General features: G+C 65.6%; 13 protein-coding genes. 5 read left to right on the top strand and 8 right to left on the bottom strand.

Annotation, left to right across the window (positions count from 1 at the left end):
- Positions 1 to 13 precede the first annotated feature (13 nt).
- The 4 genes from ACYX4S_RS14310 to ACYX4S_RS14295 all read right to left on the bottom strand — a co-directional run bounded on the left by ACYX4S_RS14310 (position 14) and on the right by ACYX4S_RS14295 (position 4,978).
- A complete protein-coding gene (locus ACYX4S_RS14310) occupies positions 14 to 1,006 on the bottom strand; it encodes an ABC transporter permease subunit (protein WP_476360672.1) in 993 nt (330 codons plus the stop codon).
- 33 nt (positions 1,007 to 1,039) lie between these two features.
- Complete coding sequence (locus ACYX4S_RS14305; protein ID WP_476360671.1) at positions 1,040 to 2,188, bottom strand: ABC transporter ATP-binding protein; 1,149 nt, start codon at positions 2,186 to 2,188, stop codon at positions 1,040 to 1,042.
- Positions 2,189 to 2,316: 128 nt separating this feature from the next.
- A complete protein-coding gene (locus ACYX4S_RS14300; protein WP_293721713.1) occupies positions 2,317 to 3,408 on the bottom strand; it encodes a polyamine ABC transporter substrate-binding protein in 1,092 nt (363 codons plus the stop codon).
- Positions 3,409 to 3,586: 178 nt separating this feature from the next.
- A complete protein-coding gene (locus ACYX4S_RS14295) occupies positions 3,587 to 4,978 on the bottom strand; it encodes a glutamine synthetase family protein (RefSeq protein ID WP_476360670.1) in 1,392 nt (463 codons plus the stop codon).
- Between the two features lie 149 nt (positions 4,979 to 5,127).
- Between ACYX4S_RS14295 and ACYX4S_RS14290 the strand changes: the two genes are divergently transcribed.
- The 4 genes from ACYX4S_RS14290 (at position 5,128) to ACYX4S_RS14275 (ending at position 10,188) form a co-directional block, all read left to right on the top strand.
- Positions 5,128 to 5,844 (top strand): GntR family transcriptional regulator, encoded by a 717-nt coding sequence (locus ACYX4S_RS14290; RefSeq protein WP_476360669.1) that lies wholly within the window; start codon positions 5,128 to 5,130, stop codon positions 5,842 to 5,844.
- A gap of 119 nt (positions 5,845 to 5,963) precedes the next feature.
- Complete coding sequence (locus ACYX4S_RS14285; protein ID WP_476360668.1) at positions 5,964 to 7,361, top strand: glutamine synthetase family protein; 1,398 nt, start codon at positions 5,964 to 5,966, stop codon at positions 7,359 to 7,361.
- A 98-nt stretch (positions 7,362 to 7,459) separates the two neighbouring features.
- The gene (locus tag ACYX4S_RS14280) at positions 7,460 to 8,857 is read left to right on the top strand and encodes an aspartate aminotransferase family protein (RefSeq protein WP_476360667.1); all 1,398 of its coding nucleotides are present in this window, start codon (positions 7,460 to 7,462) and stop codon (positions 8,855 to 8,857) included.
- 35 nt (positions 8,858 to 8,892) lie between these two features.
- Entirely contained in the window at positions 8,893 to 10,188 is a 1,296-nt protein-coding gene (locus ACYX4S_RS14275) for an NAD(P)/FAD-dependent oxidoreductase (RefSeq protein WP_476360666.1), read from the top strand.
- A gap of 9 nt (positions 10,189 to 10,197) precedes the next feature.
- Here ACYX4S_RS14275 and ACYX4S_RS14270 read toward each other — a convergent pair whose 3' ends face one another.
- The 4 genes from ACYX4S_RS14270 to ACYX4S_RS14255 form a co-directional block, all read right to left on the bottom strand.
- Positions 10,198 to 11,913: an ABC transporter permease gene (locus ACYX4S_RS14270; protein ID WP_476360665.1), complete on the bottom strand. Its 1,716-nt coding sequence runs from the start codon at positions 11,911 to 11,913 to the stop codon at positions 10,198 to 10,200.
- A gap of 151 nt (positions 11,914 to 12,064) precedes the next feature.
- A complete protein-coding gene (locus ACYX4S_RS14265) occupies positions 12,065 to 13,114 on the bottom strand; it encodes a Fe(3+) ABC transporter substrate-binding protein (RefSeq protein WP_476360664.1) in 1,050 nt (349 codons plus the stop codon).
- A gap of 238 nt (positions 13,115 to 13,352) precedes the next feature.
- Positions 13,353 to 14,315 carry a threonine dehydratase gene (locus ACYX4S_RS14260; protein ID WP_476360663.1) on the bottom strand — a complete coding sequence of 321 codons (963 nt, stop codon included), beginning with the start codon at positions 14,313 to 14,315 and terminating at the stop codon, positions 13,353 to 13,355.
- A 126-nt stretch (positions 14,316 to 14,441) separates the two neighbouring features.
- Positions 14,442 to 18,680 (bottom strand): ATP-binding protein, encoded by a 4,239-nt coding sequence (locus tag ACYX4S_RS14255; RefSeq protein WP_476360662.1) that lies wholly within the window; start codon positions 18,678 to 18,680, stop codon positions 14,442 to 14,444.
- Between the two features lie 461 nt (positions 18,681 to 19,141).
- Between ACYX4S_RS14255 and ACYX4S_RS14250 the strand changes: the two genes are divergently transcribed.
- Positions 19,142 to 19,558: a phasin gene (locus tag ACYX4S_RS14250; protein ID WP_293721732.1), complete on the top strand. Its 417-nt coding sequence runs from the start codon at positions 19,142 to 19,144 to the stop codon at positions 19,556 to 19,558.
- Positions 19,559 to 19,623: the final 65 nt, after the last annotated feature.

The raw sequence follows: 19,623 nt of genomic DNA, 5'->3' as shown, positions 1-19,623 counted from the left end.
CCCTTCTTGCCGCTCATGTGCTCTTCTCCTGGGCTTTCTGCTGCTGGTTCTGGAACAGCACGATCGGCACCACGAGAATGAGGAGCAGAACCACGGCGACCGCTGAGGACACCGGCCAGTCGCGGTTGGTGAAGAACTCCATCCACAACGTCTTGCCGATCATGAGCGTTTCGGAGCCGCCGAGTAGATCGGGAATGACAAATTCGCCCACCGCTGGAATGAACACCAGGAAGCAACCGGCGATGACGCCGGGCAGCGACAGTGGCACCGTGATGGTCCAGAACGCGCGCCAGGGAGGGCAGCCTAGGTCACCTGCGGCCTCGAGCAGCGAGGTGTCGAGCTTCTCCAGGCTTGCGTAGAGCGGCAGGACCAGAAACGGCAGGTAGGAGTAGACGATGCCGATATAGACCGCGGCATTGGTGTTCAGGATCGTCAGCGGTTGGTCGATCACGCCCAGCCAGAGCAGGGCCTGGTTCAGAAGTCCCTCGTTCTTGAGGATGCCGATCCAAGCGTAGACGCGGATCAGGAAGCTTGTCCAGAACGGCAGGATGACGAGCATCAGCAGTGTCGCACGCCAAGCCTTGGGCGCCCGTGCCATCCCGTAGGCGAGCGGATAACCGACGATCAGGGTGATGAGCGTCGAGATGGCCGCGATCGACACGCTTGAGAGATAGGACCGCCAGTAGAGGTCGTCCTCTGTCAGCCACAGGTAGTTGTCGAAGGAGAAGGCGGCGAACATGGCCTTGATGCCTTCCCAGCCGGCGGCCGGGTCGAACACCGGGGCATACGGCGGGATCGCCACGGCGATCTCGGAAAAGGAGATCTTGAAGACGATGAAGAACGGCAGAAGAAAGAAGAAGAGCAGCCACGCATAGGGCATGGCGATGAGAAGTATGCCGCCAAGCGACCGGCGCCGGCGCACGGGTCGAGCCACGACGCGGCGCTCCGGGTCCTCGCCCGTCGGCTCCGTTGCAGGAACTGCGGCAACCTGCTCCACATTGCTCATGGCCGTTCCCCGTGTCCTTCGCCCTTCACCTGCCTAGCGCGTCAGGACCAGGCCCGCGTCCCGGTCCCAGCTCAGCCAGACTTTGTCGTCCCAGCCCACCGGCTTCTCGACCGTACGGCTTCGGTTTGCGACCGTGGCGCGGACCGTTTCCTCTTCGGCGATGTGCGTATGATAGATCGAGACGTCGCCCAGGTAGGCGATGTCCCAGACCTCGCCATGCACGGCGTTGACCTTGCTGTCCGGCTCGTCGAAGGAGATCCGCACCTTCTCCGGTCGAATGGCGAACCACACGGTCTCGCCAATGCCGGCCTCAACCTTTTGCGCCACGTCGATGTCGCAGGAAAACAGCGGGCAGTGCAGCCGCATCCCGTCCTCGGCATGCGCGACGACCTTGCATTCCATCATGTTGATATCGCCGATGAAGTCCGCAACGAACCGGGAGTTGGGGACCTCGTAGATCTCCGCCGGCGTGGCGATCTGGATGATGCGACCCTTGTCCATCACCGCGATGCGGTCGGCCACCGTCATGGCCTCTTCCTGGTCGTGGGTGACGATCAGGAATGTCATGCCGAGCTCGTACTGCAGATCCATGAGCTCGAACTGGGTATCCTCGCGCAGCTTGCGGTCGAGAGCACCGAGCGGCTCGTCGAGAAGGAGCACTTTCGGCTTCTTGGCAAGGGAACGCGCCAGGGCCACACGCTGGCGCTGGCCGCCGGAAAGCTGGTGCGGCTTGCGTTTGGCGAATTGCTCGAGCCGCACGAGCTTGAGCATTTCCGACACGCGCACGGCGATATCGGCCCGGGGCATGCCCTCCTGCTTGAGACCGAAGGCGACATTCGCCTCCACGCTCATGTGCGGAAACAGGGCATAGGACTGGAACATCATGTTCACCGGCCGCCGGTAGGGGGGCACGCCGGCGAGGTTCTGTCCGTCGAGAAGGATCTCTCCGGCATTCGGCGTCTCGAAGCCGGCGAGCATGCGCATCATCGTCGTCTTGCCGCAGCCGGACCCGCCGAGAAGAGCGAAGAACTCCCGCTCGTGGATTTTCAGGCTGAGGTCGTCGACGGCGGTGAAGTCGCCGAAGGTCTTCGTCACGTTTCGGAATTCGATGAACGGTCGTGCCGCTGGGTCCTCCCAGGGCGCAAAGTCGCGACGGACGGGTCCAACCGGTTTCTTCGCCAAGATCACCCCCTCTGAGATCTCCGGCGGGCCTCTTCGGGAGGGCGACCGGACTGCGGCGAAACGAAAGAGAAACGCGAAAGATCCGGAAAGGCGAAGGGCCGGCGCTCAGGCCGGCCCTTGCCCGGGCATCACTGGCCGGTCTTCACCTTGGTCCACTCGCGGGTGCGGGACCGCAGCGCCTTCGGCGACTTGGTGGTGGTGGAGAACAGCTTGTCGATCGTGGACTGGGGCGGATAGATCGCCGGGTCGTCCAGGACGTCCTTGCTGACGAACTCCTGGCTGGCCTTGTTGCCGTTGGCGTAGAAGACGTAGTCGGTCGCCTTGGCGATCACTTCCGGCTTCATGATATAGTTGAGGAAGGCGTGAGCCTCCTCGACATGCGGAGCGTCCGCCGGGATGGCCATGTTGTCGAACCACATCATCGCGCCTTCCTTCGGGATCGAATAGGCAACGGTGACGCCGTTGTCGGCCTCCGCCGCGCGATCACGCGCCTGCAGCACGTCGCCGGACCAGCCGATGGCGATGCAGATGTCTCCGTTCGCCAGCGCGTTGATGTACTCCGAGGAGTGGAACTTCTGGATATAGGGGCGGACCTTCAGCAGGAGTTCCGTCGCCTTGGCGAAGTCTTCCGGATCGCTGCTGTCCGGGTCCAGCCCCAGGTAGTTGAGTGCGGCCGGGAAAATCTCGTCGGCGGTGTCGAGGAAATGGATGCCGCAGTCGGCGAACTTGGCCGCGATCTCCGGGTCGAACACCATGTCCCAGCTGTCGACCGGCGCGTCGGGCATGCGCTCCTTGATCTTCTCGACGTTGTAGCCGATGCCGGTCGTGCCCCACATGTAGTTGATGGCATGCTCGTTGCCCGGATCGAACTTCTCGATGCGCTGCATGATCTGCGGCCACAGGTTGTCGATGTTCGGAAGCTTGGACTTGTCGAGCTTCTGGAACACGCCGGCCTGGATCTGCCGGCCCAGGAACGTGCCCGTCGGCACCACGACGTCATAGCCCGTGCCGCCCGCGAGCAGCTTCGTCTCCAGCATCTCGTTGCTGTCGAACACGTCGTAGACGACCTTGATCCCGGTTTCCTTGGTGAAATCCTCCAGGATGGATTCGTCGATATAGTCCGACCAGTTGTAGACGCGGACCGTCTTCTCCTGGGCGCTGGCCCCTGAAATGCCGGCGATCGTTGCAAGGGCAATGCCCGTCAACAAGAGCTTCTTCATTCTTCCTGCCTCCGTTCTGGCGATCCGCGCCCCTCGTCCGCGCGATGGTCGTACGGGCGAAGTCTGGGGGCCTTTCGTGACGCGTCTTGCGATGCGCGATGATCTCGTGGACGTAGCGTAGAAGCGATGGGCGGCCGGCTCAAGTGCATGATTGCGTTGCAGGAGCCCCAACTCCCCATCAAAGATACGTCTGACGTTCCAGAGAGGAAATCTCGCGGCCGAATGCGAAGAGCTCATGACGCTTGATGTCGGTCAGGACCTTGTGCATGTCCGTGCCGACAGCGTCGACCATGCGCCGGGAGGCCGAGAAGGCGTCGATCGCCTCGTCCATCCAGGGCGTCAGGTGCGGGGCGGTCTTTTCATAGGCATTGCCTTCGACCGGCGGCGGCGGAGCGACCTTGCCGAGCACGCCCTGCAGCATTCCCGCCAGGACTCCCGTCAGTACCAGATAGGGATTGGCGTCCGCGCCCGCGATCCGGTGCTCGATACGCGCCGATTCCGGCGTGCCGGCTGGAACGCGCAGGGCCACGGACCGGTTGTCGTGTCCCCAGCAGATCGACGTGGGGGCGTAGGAGCCCGGCTGCATGCGGCGAAAGCCGTTGAACGTGGACACGAAGAGAAGGTGGGCCTCCTGCATCGTGTCGAGCAGGCCCTTGATGGCATGGCCGAGACGGGCTTCTCCCTGCTCGGGGTCGGCGAAGATGTTGCCCGATCCGTCCTCCATGGAGACATGCACATGCATTCCGTTGCCCGGCCATTCCACGAAGGGCTTGGCCATGAAGGAGGCTTTGAGATTGTGCTTGCGTGCCACGCCCGCGACGAGCCTTCGCAGCAGAACGGCATCGTCGGCTGCCAGCAGCGGGTCGCGCCGATAGTGCAGATTGAGCTCGAACTGGCCGGGCGCGGCCTCCGAGACGGCCGCATCTGCCGGGATCCCTTGCGCATCGGCGGAGCGGCGCAGTTCGTCCACCACCCCCATCAGCGCTTCGAGGTCGGACAGCGCATACATGTTCTGGCGGGCAGGGCCGAGGTGGGTCGCGAAGACCGGAGTCGGCGCGCCCGACCAGTCGCCGTCGTCCTGATCCTCGAAGAGGTAGAACTCGAGCTCGAAGGCCGCCGTCGCGCTCAGTCCGTGTTCGGCGAGCCTGTCGCGCATTCGCGCCAGAACGTGGCGCGGGTCGCACAGAAACGCCTTGCCGTCCCGGTCGTGCATGGAAAGCAGGACCTGTGCCGTGGGCCGGTCCATCCAGGGTACGAGATTGAGCGTTCCCGGCACCGGCCAGCACACCCCGTCCTTGTCGCCGGTCTCGATGTGCATTCCCGTTTCCTCGACCTCGCGGCCCCAGACATCGAGGCCGAAGAGGGAGAACGGCAACGCGACTCCGTTTTCGAAGACCTTGCGCAGGGCGCTTCCAGGAAGCCACTTGCCACGCAGCACGCCGTTGCTGTCTGGCAGGATGACCTCAAGCGTGTCGAGATCGCCGTGACGCTCCTCGAAGCGTCGCACCTCCTCCTCCCAGTTCTCGCAACTGGCCGGCCGGCTCCAGGCCGCGCGCCGGGTGTGCAACATGAATGCCTCCGAGGTCGATTGCCGAAACTGTGAAAATGTGATCACTTGTCGGCAAAGCTGTCAAGCGAGGCCGGAGACGGATGGTGGATGAAAGGGGCCGGATATCGCGGCGCACGCCGTCGCCAGCCCGGCGTGAGGCGGCGGCCGGGATGACCGGGCCGGGCGCGGACGCGGTGGGCGAGCAGGCGATATCCGGTGAGGTGCCCGGGCCGAACGGTTCCCCCCAAAGAGGCGTGAGGCGGGGCGAGGTGGAGCGCGCCCTGCGCGATGCACTGTTGACCGGGCGCTTCGTTCCCGGACGGCCTGTGACCTTGCGCGGGCTCGCCGGAGAGCTGGGTGTGAGCCCGATGCCGGTGCGGGAGGCCTTGCGGACGGTGGCTGCGGGCAATGCGCTGGAGATCCGCGAGAACGGGCGCATCCAGGTGCCGCGCATGACGGCGGAGCGGTTTGGCGAAATCCTTGATGCACGGTTGCTTCTGGAGCCGGAACTGGCGCGCCGGGCGGCACCGGCCCTGGGGCGCGGGGATGCGGCGGAGCTGGAGGCGATCGACAGTGAGATCGACGCCAGTCTCGAGAACGGCGATGTGGACACCTACATGCGCCTCAACCACGCCTTCCATTTTCGCATCTATTCCGCCGCCGGTTCGAGTGTCATCCTGCCGCTGGTGGAAACCCTTTGGCTGCAGTTCGGCCCCTTCATGCGTACGGTCTACGGTCGGCTCGGAACGGCCGCCCTGGTGGACCATCACAAGGAAGCGGTGTCCGCGATCCGTGCGGCGGACCCCGAGGCGCTGGCGGCGGCGGTCGCGGGAGACATCCGCTGCGGGATGACGCTTCTGGCGGATGCCGGTCTGGCCGCAGATTGACAATGGACGGTATGTGATCACAAGATTGGCGCGTTGAGGTCGAGGCGCGCGATCGGTCCTGCCCGGGACCGGCGGCTTCGTCAGGTGCATCCCACGCGCGCCGGAAAGGCAGGACTGTCGTGAGCAAGAAGAAGAAAGTCGCGCGCCAGATCGAAAGCCGGCGCGGCGTCGCCTCCCTGGACGAGGCGCGCATGTGGCTTTCGGAGCGTGGCATCGAGGACATCGAGTGCATCGTGCCGGATCTTGCCGGCGTCGCGCGTGGCAAGATGATGCCGACGGAGAAGTTCTTCTCCGGTCCGGTCATGACCATGCCCTCGTCGATCTTCGCCCAGACCATTTCGGGCGATTATCCGCCCGACGACGAGCGCTTTCAGCACAATCCCACCGACGGCGACCTCTTCTTCCGTGCCGACTATGCGACGCTGACGCGCGTTCCGTGGGAGAGCGATCCGACCGCCCAGCTTATTCACGACGCCTACACCCGCGATGGCATCCCCGTCGAGACCTCGCCGCGCAACGTGCTCAAGCGTGTGCTGGCGCTCTACGAGGACGAGGGCTGGGATCCGGTGGTCGCGCCGGAAATGGAATTCTACCTCGTGCGCCCCAACACCGACCCCGACTATCCGCTGGAGCCGCCCACGGGCCGCTCGGGCCGCCCGGAAGTTGGCCGGCAGTCCTATTCCATTTCGGCGCTCAACGAGTTCGACGACCTCATCGACGACATCTACGACCTTTCCGAGGCGCAGGGTCTGGAGATCGACACGCTGATCCACGAGGAGGGAGCGGCGCAGATGGAGATCAACCTGCGTCACGGCCACCCGCTGGAGCTGGCCGACCAGGTGTTCCTGTTCAAGCGCACCATCCGAGAGGCGGCGCTTCGGCACGAGATGTATGCGACCTTCATGGCCAAGCCGATGACCAACCAGCCCGGCTCGTCCATGCATATCCACCAGTCGGTCATGGACAAGGAGACCGGCGGCAACATCTTCTCGCGTGACGACGGAGAGGCGAGCCGAGAGTTCCTGTCCTTCATTGCCGGTCATCAGGCCTATCTTCCCGCCGTGACCTGCATCCTGGCTCCCTACGTGAATTCCTATCGCCGCTATACCCGCGGGACCACGGCGCCGGTGAACGTGCACTGGGGATACGACAATCGCACGGTGGGCCTGCGTGTGCCCAATTCGAAGCCGGCCGCGCGTCGGCTCGAGAACCGCGTGCCCTCGTCGGACACGAACCCTTATCTCGCCATCGCGGCGTCACTCGCCTGCGGTTATCTCGGCATCAAGCAGAAGCTGACCCCGGGAGAGCCGATCGCCGGGAACTTCAGCGAGCACATGCACGCGCTGCCGCGTGGCCTGCTGGAGGCGGTCGACCTGTTCGGCGAGTGCGATGATCTCATCGATGTCTTCGGCGAGAAGTTCGTCGCGACCTACCGGGCGGTGAAGCAGGAGGAATTCGAGACCTTCATGAGCGTCATCAGTCCGTGGGAGCGCGAGTACCTGCTGCTCAACGTTTGAGGACATGCGTGCCCGGGTGATCAGCCTCCCGGGCATGTGTTCACAACCAGGCCCCGCAAGATCGGGTCATCAACAACAAGATCGGGAGACGCGCCGCCATGACCGCTGCCTCGAACCGTTATCCGACCGCCGACTATCGCGCCCGCGACGCGGCTCACCACATGCACCCCTTCACCGACACGGGCGAACTGAACCGGGAGGGCGCCCGCGTCATCACGTCGGCACGTGGCGTGTGGCTCACCGACAGCGAGGGCAAGCAGTACCTCGACGGAATGGCCGGTCTCTGGTGCAGCCAGGTGGGCCACGGGCGGGAGGAGATCGTCGAGGCGGTCGAGAAGCAGATGCGCGAGCTCGACTACTACAACACCTTCTTCAAGACGACCCATCCGCCGGTCGTTGAGCTTGCCGACAAGCTCGCCAGTATCGCGCCTGACAATTTCAATCGGGTCTTTTTCTGCTCCTCCGGGTCCGAGGCCAATGACACCGTGTTCCGCATGGTGCGCACCTACTGGGACCTCATGGGCAAGCCGGAGAAGAAGGCGATCATCGGCCGCTGGAACGGCTACCACGGCTCAACACTCGCCGGAACGAGCCTTGGCGGCATGACCGCAATGCATGGTCAGGGCGATCTGCCGGTGCCGGGCGTCCATCACGTCGCGCAGCCCTACTGGTTCGGTGAGGGGGCAGCCATGGATCCGGGCGAGTTCGGCATCTGGGCGGCGCGCGAACTGGAACGCAAGATCGACGAACTGGGCGAGGGCGCGGTGGCGGCCTTCATCGCGGAGCCGATCCAGGGCGCGGGCGGCGTGATCATTCCGCCCGACACCTATTGGCCGGAGATCATGCGCATCTGTCGCGAGCGGGACATCCTGCTTGTCGCCGATGAGGTGATCTGCGGTTTCGGCCGTCTCGGACGCTGGTTCGGTTCGCAATACTACGGCATCGAGCCGGATCTGATGCCGATCGCCAAGGGCGTCTCCTCCGGCTATCTGCCGATCGGCGGGGTTATGGTGTCCGACCGCGTGGCCGACGCCTTTATCGAAAAGGGAGGCGAGTTCTTTCACGGCTACACCTATTCCGGCCATCCGGCCTGTTGTGCGGCCGCGCTTGCCAACCTGGAGATCATGCAGCGCGAGAAGCTGGTGGAGCGCGTCGCCGATGACATCGGCCCCTACCTGCAGAAGAAGTGGATCGCGCTGGGCGACCATCCCCTGGTTGGCGAGGCGCGCATGGTGGGACTGGTCGGGGCTCTGGAGCTCGTGCCCGACAAGGGGGCGCTGGCGACGCGCTTTGCTCCCGTGGGCGAGGTCGGGACGCTTGCCCGCGACATCTCCTTCGACAACGGTCTGGTCATGCGGGCGGTGCGTGACAGCATGATCATCTCGCCACCGCTCGTGCTGACGCATGAGGAGGCGGACGAACTGGTCGAACGCGCTGAAAAGACGCTCGACGAGACCTATTCCGCATTGAAGAAACAGGGCCGTATCGCGGCGTGACGCCGCGCCCGTCCGTCGTTCCGGAGACCAGGTCTTTGGCACCCGTTCGCAGCCGCCATGCGGCGTCCTACTACGCGGCAACCGTGCCCGAGCAACCGCCGCGCCCGTCCCTTTCGGGAGGTGCGCGGGCGGATGTGGCGATTGTCGGCGCCGGCTTCACGGGCCTCAACGCGGCGCTGACCCTTGCCGAGGCGGGGCGCAGCGTCGTCGTTCTGGAGGCGGAACGGGTCGGCTGGGGCGCGAGCGGGCGCAACGGCGGGCAGCTTCACTCCGGCCAGCGGCGCGACCAGCACTACCTGCATGACACCTACGGCCCCGAAATGGCGCGTCGTCTCTGGGAAATGGCGGAAGAGGCGAAGAGCCTGTTGCACGGACGTGCGGCCCGCTACGGCATCGACATGGACTGGATGCCGGGGCTCATCGAGGCGGCGCACAAGCCTCGGTTTGTCCAGGAAGAGTGGGACTACGCCGATTTTCTTGCCCGTGAATACGGCTACGAGGGGATCGAGCGACTGGAAAGCGACGAGCTTGCCGCCGCGATCGGCACGGATCTCTATCATGGTGGCGTGCGGGATCCAGGGGCCGGGCACCTTCACCCGCTCAAGCTTGCCCAGGGGCTGGCACGGGCGTTGGAGAAGACAGGGGGTGTCATCCACGAGGAGAGCCCTGTCACGCGGCTGGAGGACCTCGCCGGCGGGCGCGTCCGGGTCGTGACCGAAGGCGGCTTCGTGGAGGCGGACACGGTGCTCCTTGCCGGAAACGGCTACCTCTCGGGCCTTGATGCGGACAGCGAGGCCCGCGTCATGCCGATCAGCAACTACATCCTGACCAGTGAACCTCTCGATGAGGCTGCGGCCGATGCCCTTATCCCCGGGCGTGAAGCGGTTTCGGACAGCCGTTTCGTCGTCTACTACTGGCGCCTGACGAAGGATCGCCGGTTGCTGTTTGGCGGTGGCGAAACCTATCGCAAGGGTGGTCCGCGCGATGTGGCGGCCTTTGTGCGCGGGCATCTGGCCAATGTCTATCCGGAGCTCACGGGGCTGAAGGTGTCGCACGCCTGGGGCGGAACCCTCGCCGTCACCCAGACGCGCCTGCCGTGTCTGCGCCGCACCCGGCCCGGTGTGTATGTGGCCGCGGGCTTTTCCGGCCATGGCGTCGCCATCTCGGGGTTCGCGGGCCATGCCGCAGCGCTCGCCATGCTGGGCGAGAGCGAGCGTTTCGACGTCTTTGCGAAACTGAAAACACCGGCATTCCCCGGCGGGCGCCTCTTCCGCTGGCCGATCCTTGTCCTTGCCATGAGCTGGTTTGCCCTGCGCGACCGGATCGGCTGAGACCGGGTATCAGCCTGCCTGGCGGGCCGATCCCCTGTCGCGGAAGCTTCTGGCCGAGGTTCGTGCCAGAAGGATCGCCGGCACAAGTCCCACCAGAACGATGACGAGCGCGGGCAGGGCGCCATCTCCGAAGGCCTCCCGCGATGCGGCGTTGTAGACGGTGGTCGCCAGGGTCTCGAAATTGAAGGGCCGCAGCAGGATCGTTGCCGGCAGCTCCTTCATGCAGTCGACGAAGGCGAGAAGCAGGGCTGTCAGCAGAACCGGCCGGATCATCGGCACATGGACTTCCCAGAGCACCTTGCCTGAGGTACGCCCGAGCGTTCGCGCGGCCATGTCGAGGTGGGGCGTCACCTTGCCGAGGCCACCCTCGATCTGACCGTGGGCGACGGCCAGGAAGCGGACCATGTAGGCATAGACGAGTGCCGTTCCCGTGCCGACCAGCAGGAGTCCCGTCGAGACGCCGAAGGTGGAGCGTGCGAAGGCGTCCACCATATTGTCGAAGCGTGCGAGCGGGATAAGGATGCCGACGGCCAGAACGGTTCCTGGAATGGCGTAGCCGATGGCGGCAATCCGCCCGCAAACGCGAGTGAGCGCGTTGTGTTGCACCCGCTGGGCGAAAACCAGCACGATCGCGATCACCACGGTCATCACCGAAGCGATCACGGACAGCGTGAGCGTGTTGGTCATCGCGGAGACCAGCGCCGGCGAGGTCAGTTCGTCGAGCCGGCGGCTAGCGTAGTCCGCAAGCAGCATCGCGGGAAACACGAAGCCGACGAGGATCGGCACCGCGCAGGCGATCATGGCGCCGAGCGCGCGCGCGCCACCGAGACGGTATCCGGGCAATGCCTGATAGCGGGAGGAGGTGACGTGGAAGCGCTGACGCCGGCGGGCATGGCGCTCGATCCACAACAACGCGAAAACCAGCGCCAGCATCGCGACCGCAAGCTGGGAGGCACCGGCCAGGCTCGAGCGGTTGATCCAGGTATCATAGACCGAGAACGTCATGGTCTGGACGCCGAAGAAGGTCACCGCGCCGATGTCGTTCAGGCACTCCATCAGTGCAAGCGATACGCCGACGACGATCGCCGGGCGGGCAAGCGGCAGCGCCACGCGGAAGAACAGCCGCATGGGGCCCGCGCCCAGCGTGCGTGACACATCCAGCGCGCAGGCGGACTGGAGCAGGAAGGATGCTCGTGTCGTCAGGTAGACGTAAGGGTAGAGCACGAAGCCCATGACGAAGATGGCGCCGCCAAGGGAACGCACCTCGGGAAACCAGTAGTCCCGTGAGGTGGTGAAGCCGAAGATCGCGCGGATCGCGGACTGGACCGGACCCGTGTAGTCGAGAATTTCGACGTATGTGTAGGCGATGATGTAGGTGGGCACCGCCAGCGGAACGAGCAGCGCCCAGTCGAAGAAGGCGCGTCCGGGGAAGCGGCACATGGTCACGAGCCAGGCCGTGCCCACCCCGAGGGTAAGTGTAAGCGCGCCGACACCGGCCATCAGCAGGACAGTCGTCCACAGCGAGCGCGGGAGCACGGTGCCGACCAGATGCGTCCAGACGTCTCCCGTCGGCTGGGCGGCCAGAAGCGCGAGCGACAGCACGGGAAGCAGGGTGAGGGCGGCGACGATGACGCCCGCCAGGGTCCACAGCCGGTCGGAGCGTGTCGCGGCTGAGCGCGGTGCCTGCGCGGCGTCGGACCGCAAGGGATGGGACAGGTCGGTCATGTCTGCTCGGTATGGCCGGTCCCGTCGCCCGTCGGCAGGCCGGTCCGTTCACTCATCGGTGTGTCATGTCCGTTTACCGTCCTCTCCGGAAAACGGCAAAGGCGCCCGGTCATGGACCGGGCGCCGGAAGCTTGCGGGGATCGCGCCAGGATCAGCTCGCGGGACCGTCGTTGTAGCCGACCTTGTCGACCAGCTCACTGGCGGTCTTGCGGTTCTTGGCGATCTCCTCGAGCGGCAGCGTGTCGGGCTTGAACGTGCCCCAGGACGCGACGAGCTCGGACGGCTCGATACCCGGCTCGACCGGATATTCGTTGTTGGCCTCCGCGTAGATCTTCTGCGCCTCGTCCGAGCTGAGGAACTCGATGAGCTTCATCGCTTCGGCCTTGTTCGGCGCGTGCTTGGCCAGAACCATGCCCGAGATGTTCACATGGGTGGAACCGTCCTCGAAGGTCGGGAACAGGATCTTGGCGGAGTTCGCCCATTCCTTCTGTTCCGGCTCCTTCTCGTTCTGGAGCATGGCGCCCATGTAGTAGGTGTTGCCGATCGAAATGTCGCACTCGCCCGAATAGATGCCCTGGACCTGGGCGCGATCGTTGCCGGCGGGCTTGCGGGCGAGATTGTCGCGCAGACCCTCGAGCCACGTCTCGGTGGCTTCCTCACCCTTGTGGGCGACCATGGCGGCGAACAGGGCAACGTTGTAGACGTGCTGACCGCTGCGGGTGCAGATGCGTCCCTTCCACTTCGGATCGGCCAGCTCCTCGTAGGTGATGGCGTCCTGCTCGACGCGGTCCTTCGAGGCGTAGACCACGCGGGCGCGGGTGGTGACACCGACCCAGTGGCCTTCGGAGTCACGGTACTGCGCAGGGATGTTCTCGTTGACCACGTCCGACTCGATCGGCTGGGTGATGCCCAGCTGCTTGGCGCCGTCGAGGCGGCCGATGTCGACGGTCAGCAGCACGTCGGCCGGCGAGTTCTCGCCCTCGGCCTGGATGCGCTCGCTGAGGCCGCTCGAGGCGAAGATCACGTTCGTCTTGATACCGGTTTCCTCGGTGAACGCCTTCAGCAGCGGCTCGATGAGGAACGGCTGGCGATAGGAATAGATGTTCACCTCGCCGTCGGCGAAGGCCGGCGTGGCGCCAACTGCGGCGAGCACGAGGCCCGAGACCAGGGTCTTGCGGGTCTTGTCGAGGAAGCGTGTCATCACTGTCTCCAAACGGTCAGGGGTCAAGACCCTGACGTGGGGGGATATGCTCGAGATGACGTTAGGACACTCAAGCGCGCGTATCTTAAAAACAGGAGTGTCCGTGTCAAGATATATCGGGTGCGAAATCAATAGTTTGGAATGATTATAAAGTCGCGGGTTTCCGTGCGCGTGGGCCGCTGGCGGGAAATGCGGCGCGTCCGCCGCATCCAGGAGGCCACTTCGTGTCGACGCGGCTTTAGACGCGCGGCGTTTCGCCGGCAAGGACACGGGCCATCAGATCCGCGTCGATGTTCTGCCCGCTCAGGATGACGCCGGCGGTTTCGCCTCTGTGCGTGTCGTTCATGAGCGCGGCGAGGGCGGCGGCGCCGGCGCCTTCAGCCAGCGAGTGGGTGGCGCGATAGTAGAGACGCGTCGCCTCGGCGATCTGGTCGTCGCTGACGCGCACGACGTCTTCCGCGCCTGCGCGGATCACGGCAAGTGCGGCCTCGTCCGGGCAGCGGACGGCCATGCCGTCCGCGAAGGTTGCCGCGCTTGCGGTGTCCGTGAGCGTGCCGCTCTCGAAGGAGCGGGCATAGGCATCGGCCTGGTCGGACACGACGCCGACGACCTTCGTCTTGCGGTTCAGCACGTCGCGCGCGGAAATCACGCCGCAGATGCCCGATCCGAGCCCGATTGGAACGTAGATCACGTCGAGATCCTTGACGGCGCGCAGGAACTCGGTCGCGTAGGTCGCGACGCCGCGTACGAGGTCCACATGGAAACTTGGCACCATGGTCAGCCCGCGCTCCTCCGACAGCATGACGGCGTGCGCCTTGGCTGCATCGAAGTCCTCGCCGTGCTCGATCAGTTCCGCGCCGAAAGCGCGCATGGCGGCGTTCTTCTCGCGCGAGTTTCCTTCCGGCACGACGATGGTGCAGGCAAGCCCGTAACGCGCGGCCGCAAAGGCCATGCTCTGTCCATGGTTGCCGCGCGTTGCCGAAATGATGCCGGAGCCGCTCGGCAGCCTTTCCGCAAGCCCCTTCATCATGACGAGACCGCCGCGCACCTTGAAGGCCCCGGTCGGCGTGTGGTTCTCGTGCTTGACCCAGACCTCGCGTCCGATGGCTTCCCCGAGCAGCGGCCAGGCATATTGCGGGGTCGGGTTCATGGCGCGGTAGACGATGTCCGCGGCATCCTCGATGGCAGCGAGTGTCAGCATGGCAGGTCCGGCGTGAAGGCCGCGCACACCGGTTGCGTGCGCGTCGTTTGGAATGGGCGTCCAAGACTGGCCCGGCGGCCACGCGCGGTCAATGCCCGCGCTGGCCCCGCGTGCCAGTGGGCTTGCCTATTCGGCGAGTACGCGCTGGGGCGGGAAGGTGATCTCGATCAGCGTGCCGTGATTGAGCTCGGAGTCGATGCGGAAGCTCGCCCTGTTTGCCTCCACCAGAGCCTTGGTCAACGGCAGGCCGAGGCCCGTGCCGCCGCCGTGGCGGGCGGTGTGCAACTGACGGAAGGGCTCCATCGCCGCCGCGAGATCCTGATTGCTCATGCCGAGCCCCGTGTCCCGCACGCGCAGGATCACCTCACCGCTGTCTTCCAGCGCCGTCGACACGATCACCTGTCCGCCCGGCTGGTTGAACTTGATCGCGTTGGACAGGAGGTTGAGCACGATCTGGCGCACCGAGCGTCCGTCGGCGACGACCTTGGGAACCGACGTCGGCAGGCTGGCGCGAATGATGACGCGCTCGCGGTTGGCCTGCGGTTGCATCAGCGCCACACACTCGCGGATGATGTCGTTGGCGCAGACCGCCTCGAAGGTCAGGTCCAGCTTTCCCGCCTCGATCTTCGACAGGTCGAGAAGGTCGTTGATCAGGCTCATGATGTGCGAGCCCGAATTGTGGATGTCGCGCAGGTAGCCCTTGTAGCGGTCGTTGCCCACGGGGCCGAAGCGCTCCTCCATCATCACCTCGGAAAACCCGATGATGGCGTTGAGCGGCGTGCGGATCTCGTGGCTGATCTTGGCCAGAAAGTCGGACTTCTTGGAGCTGGCGCTTTCCGCCTGGCGCTTGGCGTCGGTGAGTTCCTCCTCCGCCTTCTTCCACTGGGTGATGTCGCGCAGGACCGTGCAGAAGCGCGGCCCGTCCGCGCCATGGCCGACCCGGCCGATGGTCATGAACAGCGGAATGAGGCCGCCCGATCCCACTTGGCCGATCACCTCGCGTCCGTCGTTGAGCACGCTCGCGACCCCGTTGCGGGCGAGCCCATCGAGATAGTCGAGCGCGTCGCGGTGGCTTTCCGGCGCCAGGTAATTGATGAGAGGCGCACCGTTCATCTCGTCGCGGGAGGCATTGAACAGGGCTTCCGCCGAGCGGTTCACCTTCACGATGGCACCGTTCTCGTCGAGAATGAGCACGCCGTCGGTCGCGGTCTCGAGCACGGCGTCCATTTCGGCGACCTGCTCTTCCGAAAGGGCCAGTGCGGTCTGTACCTCGTGCAGCCGGTCGAGCGCGGCTTCCTGCGCCGGATCGTGACGGTCGACGAGCGACATCATCAGTGCCGTGTCGTCGTTCCACTCCACGCTGTGCAGGCGGGCCTTCACCGGCTTGGCGCCGCCGTCGGCGAGCCGCAGGCGCATGGTGCGCTCGGTCATGGAGCCGGGCAGGGAGCTGGGCCAGTCCTCCGGTTCGGCAAACAGGGCGTCGAGACCGCCGGCCTCCTGCAGGGCGGCGAGATTGGCGTATCCCGACAGCGTGAGCAGCGTCGTATTGGCGTAGATGACGGTATCGTCGGCGATGATCGCGACGCCAACCGGCAGCTTGTCGAGAAGCGAGGTGCGCGGCGTGCGCTTTGCCGGTTCGACCGGACGCGCGATGATGCCAAGCGGTTCCACCACACCATGGCCGGCACGCTCTGGCGCCCGGGGAGCGGCGTGTCCGTCCGTCGCATGGGGTTCGGGTTCGGCCTCGTCCGCCGTGCGGGCACCCAGCGCCTCGGCGATCTTGCGGAAGGCGTCCCGCTCCGGCTTCGACAGGCGCGAGGTCTCCAGCGCCGTGTCGACCGGCGTCCCCGTATCGTCCCTCATTGACGCCGGGAGGTCGGGCATGTCTCGCTCGGAGACGGCTTCCTCAACCTCGACGGGATCGGCTTGCTGGTCGTCCGGCTCGATCTCCTCGAACTCGGTTTCCAGGAACTCTTCCACCTCCGCCTCGGGCTGCTGCCGGGGCGCGTCGTCGTCGGTTTCCGACAGGACCACGGCCGCTGCCGCCGAAGCCGCCGCAGCAGCGGCGGGAGCGAAAAGATCCTCATCCATCTCCAGAACGGAGGAGGGCTCCGCGTTGTCGTCCGTGTCCGTCAGGCCGGCATCGGCAGGGGACGCCGAAATCTCGTCGGATGCTTCTTGCGGCTTCTCTTCGGCACCTGAGACGTCTTCAACGTCCTCGTCCACCGCGTCGATGGCGGCCTCGTCCTCGGGCTCTGCCTCCTCGAGGGAGACGTTCTCATCGACCGTTGCCTCATCCGCATCGAATGCATGGTCGGCGCGTTCCGGCTCGGTCTCCTCGAGCTCGTCCTGTCCGGCTTCCGGCTCGACAACCGCAGCCTCGTCGTCCGCGTCCTCTTCGGCGGCTTCGGCCGCGTCTGATTCTGGCGTTTCAGACACCTCAGGCTCCGGAGTCTCCCCGGCGTTGTCCGGGGCGTCTTCCAGGTCCGATGCGAGCGCAACCGCCGCGCCACCGGCTGCGGAGGTTGCCGCGATGGCCGCTGCCGCGCCGCTCTCATCGGGATCGCCCGCGGCCTGAGGCTCATCCTGGGCGGGCTGGTCTTCGGGCTGCGCCGGCGTGTCCTCGATGGCCAGGCGAATGCCAAGGGCCTCCGGATCCGTCTCCGCCTCGCCGGTGCGGCACACGCCGAACCCGCGGAAGCCTTCGAATACCCGTTGCCGGTCGAAGGCCGGCAGGGCGGCCATGTCCACCGGAACGCGCAGTGCATGGCCGCTTACCGGCCACAGCACGGTGCGGCCGCTCCACGTGTCGCGGCGCTTCAGCGCGGCGGCGACGCGTCCATCGGTATCGATCTCGAAGCGTTCGGCGATCTCGTCCCAGCTCTTGCCAACGATATCGGCGGCAAGCGGTCCGAGCGCGTCCTCGAACTCCGGCGAGAGGAAGGTGAACCGGCGCTCCACATCCATCTTCCATGCAAAGCGGATGGCTCGGTCGCGCGGTTCGAAGACGAAATCGTCATCGGCATGAGCGGCGAGCGCCGGCGCGGCACATGGCTCATCGACCGTTTCCTCGTCGCCAGTCCGGGCCTCCTCCGTGCGCGGGTCGTCTGCCTCCAGGGGACGGGATTGGGCTGCCTCCTCGATGGAGGCCCCGACAGGTTCTTCCGCTTCGGCGGGCGCTTCCGCACTCTCCCCGACTGAGACCTCGGGATCGGTTGGGTCGACTTCCGTGCCGGACTGCTCATCCTGCGAAGGTGCCTCCTCCGCCGGGGGCTCTTTACCCAGAAGTTCCTCCGCGAGCATTTCCTCGGCCGCAAGCGTCTCTGCCGAGAGTGTGTCCTCGCGCTCCGTTTCCAGCAGGTGCGGACCGGAAACACTCTCCTGGGGCGAAGCGGCGTCCGCGGTGGACTCCTCCGGGGCGTCGGGCTCGTTGGCCTCTTGGCTTTCCGAGGTCACGGGCTCGGCGGCAGGCTCCTTGCGTGCCAGAAACCGTGTCGCGCTGGCGAAGGCGAAGAGACCCGTGGCGTTTGCAATGCGTTGCCGCACGGGCGACCCATCACGGGCATCCGGCACGGTCTCCTCGTCGGTTTCCGGTTCGGATGCACTGTCGGCAACGTCCTCGCCCGGGGCCTCGTCCGCCGCGATGGCATCTGCGGCGTCGATCACCGAGATGGCATCCGGCGCGTCAGGGGTTGCGGTTTCATCGACGCCGGCCTGTGCCTCATTGTCGAGAAGCACGAGGGTCTCGCCGCTGTCGAGCATCAGCAGAACACTCGCGTGATCGCCGTCGCCAAGCGAAAGCATGGCGCGCGCCGGGGCATGTTTGGCCGCGCGCAGGGCCCTGGACACATCGTCGAAGTCCGGAGTGCCGAGCGTTGAGGAGCTTGCGGCGACCTGACCCTTCGCGTCGAAGACGATCGCGGAGGTTTCGCGTGCGGCGGCCCCGCCCGACACGAGGTCGACAAGTGCCTGCGAGAGCGGCGTGGTCACGGAGGTGCCGGCGTCGAGGGCGACGATGAGCGCTCCGCTTTCCCCATCGGGAAGCGTGATGCGGCGGCAGGAGCAGGTCACCAGCATGACGCGCAGGCCACGATAGAAGCGAAGCCGGTCCGTCGTGTCGCGGTCGACCGGGCCGCTTTCAGCGACGCGCATGATGTGCGGGCGCGCGGGAGCACGCTCATGGCCGGACAGGTCGGACAGGGCTGCCAGGGAGCGCACGCCGAAGAAGGCGGCTCCGGCCGGATTCGCCCAGAGCACCGTCTTTCCGTCCCGTGCCCAGATCCAGGCCGGTCTTTGATCACCCAGATGCAGGCTCGCGGCCGCGAAGCCGCTCAATGTCATGAAGGTGCTCAACTGGCTGTCCATTGGCATGTCGCCTCCGCCTTTCAGCCCGTCTGGCTCCGCTGTCCCGGCCGCCGCGACTGTTGCACGCGAACAAGGTCGCGGAAATGGCCGTCCCTTGGCCTCACTGCGCCCGGTGCGGTAAACAGAGTGTAAATATCGTCTTGCCCACGAGTCGTCCACGTTCCGGGCGGTTGATTGGCCGATTCTTTCCCGCAGTGGTTAACCTGACGTCTGCCCGCTCGAAGTCCCGACGATAGACGGGGCTCCATTTCATCGCGATTTCATCTAGGATCGCTAAGGGTTGCATCCAGGGCGAAAGTGCTCCCGGCGCGGTTGTGTGCCCCCAGACGGAGGCATGCGGTGTTCGGGCGCTCCGGCTTGTGATGTGACCATGTGACGTTTCCAGGGTCGCTGCGATGAATGCCCATTGCAGCCGACGACCAGTGCAACGAACGACCACCGGCAATGCAAGGAGAGGCGACATGACGACGGGCAAGACACCTGGCTTCGAGATCCCCGACCAGATGCGCGATCTCGCCGACCGCAGCGTCGAGCAGGCCCGCAAGGCCTTCGATGACTATATGGTGGCCGCGCGCAAGGCGGTCGGCACGGTCGAGGACCAGGCGAAAACGGCCAAGGCGGACGCGGACAACATCCAGCGCACGGCGCTGGAGTACAGCGAGGAAAACATCGCCGCCGCCTTCGAACTGGCGCAGAAGATGGTGCGCGCTGGAGATGTCAACGAGATGGTGAAGCTTCAGAGCGACTACCTGCGCAAGCAGATGGAGTCGCTGGGCGAGCAGGTGCGCGATCTCGGCGACAAGGCGACCAAGGCGGCGCAGACGGCGGCCCAGTCCGCCGCCCAGTCGGCCACGCGCGGCGGATCCTCTGGCGACTGAGCCAGTCCGTAGGCTTGTATATCCAGGGCGGAAGGAGGGCGCGCATCATGCACCGCCCCCTTCCG

This window comes from Stappia sp. ABD4_338 (genome assembly GCF_056312175.1).
This window is presented reverse-complemented; position numbering and strand designations above follow the sequence as displayed.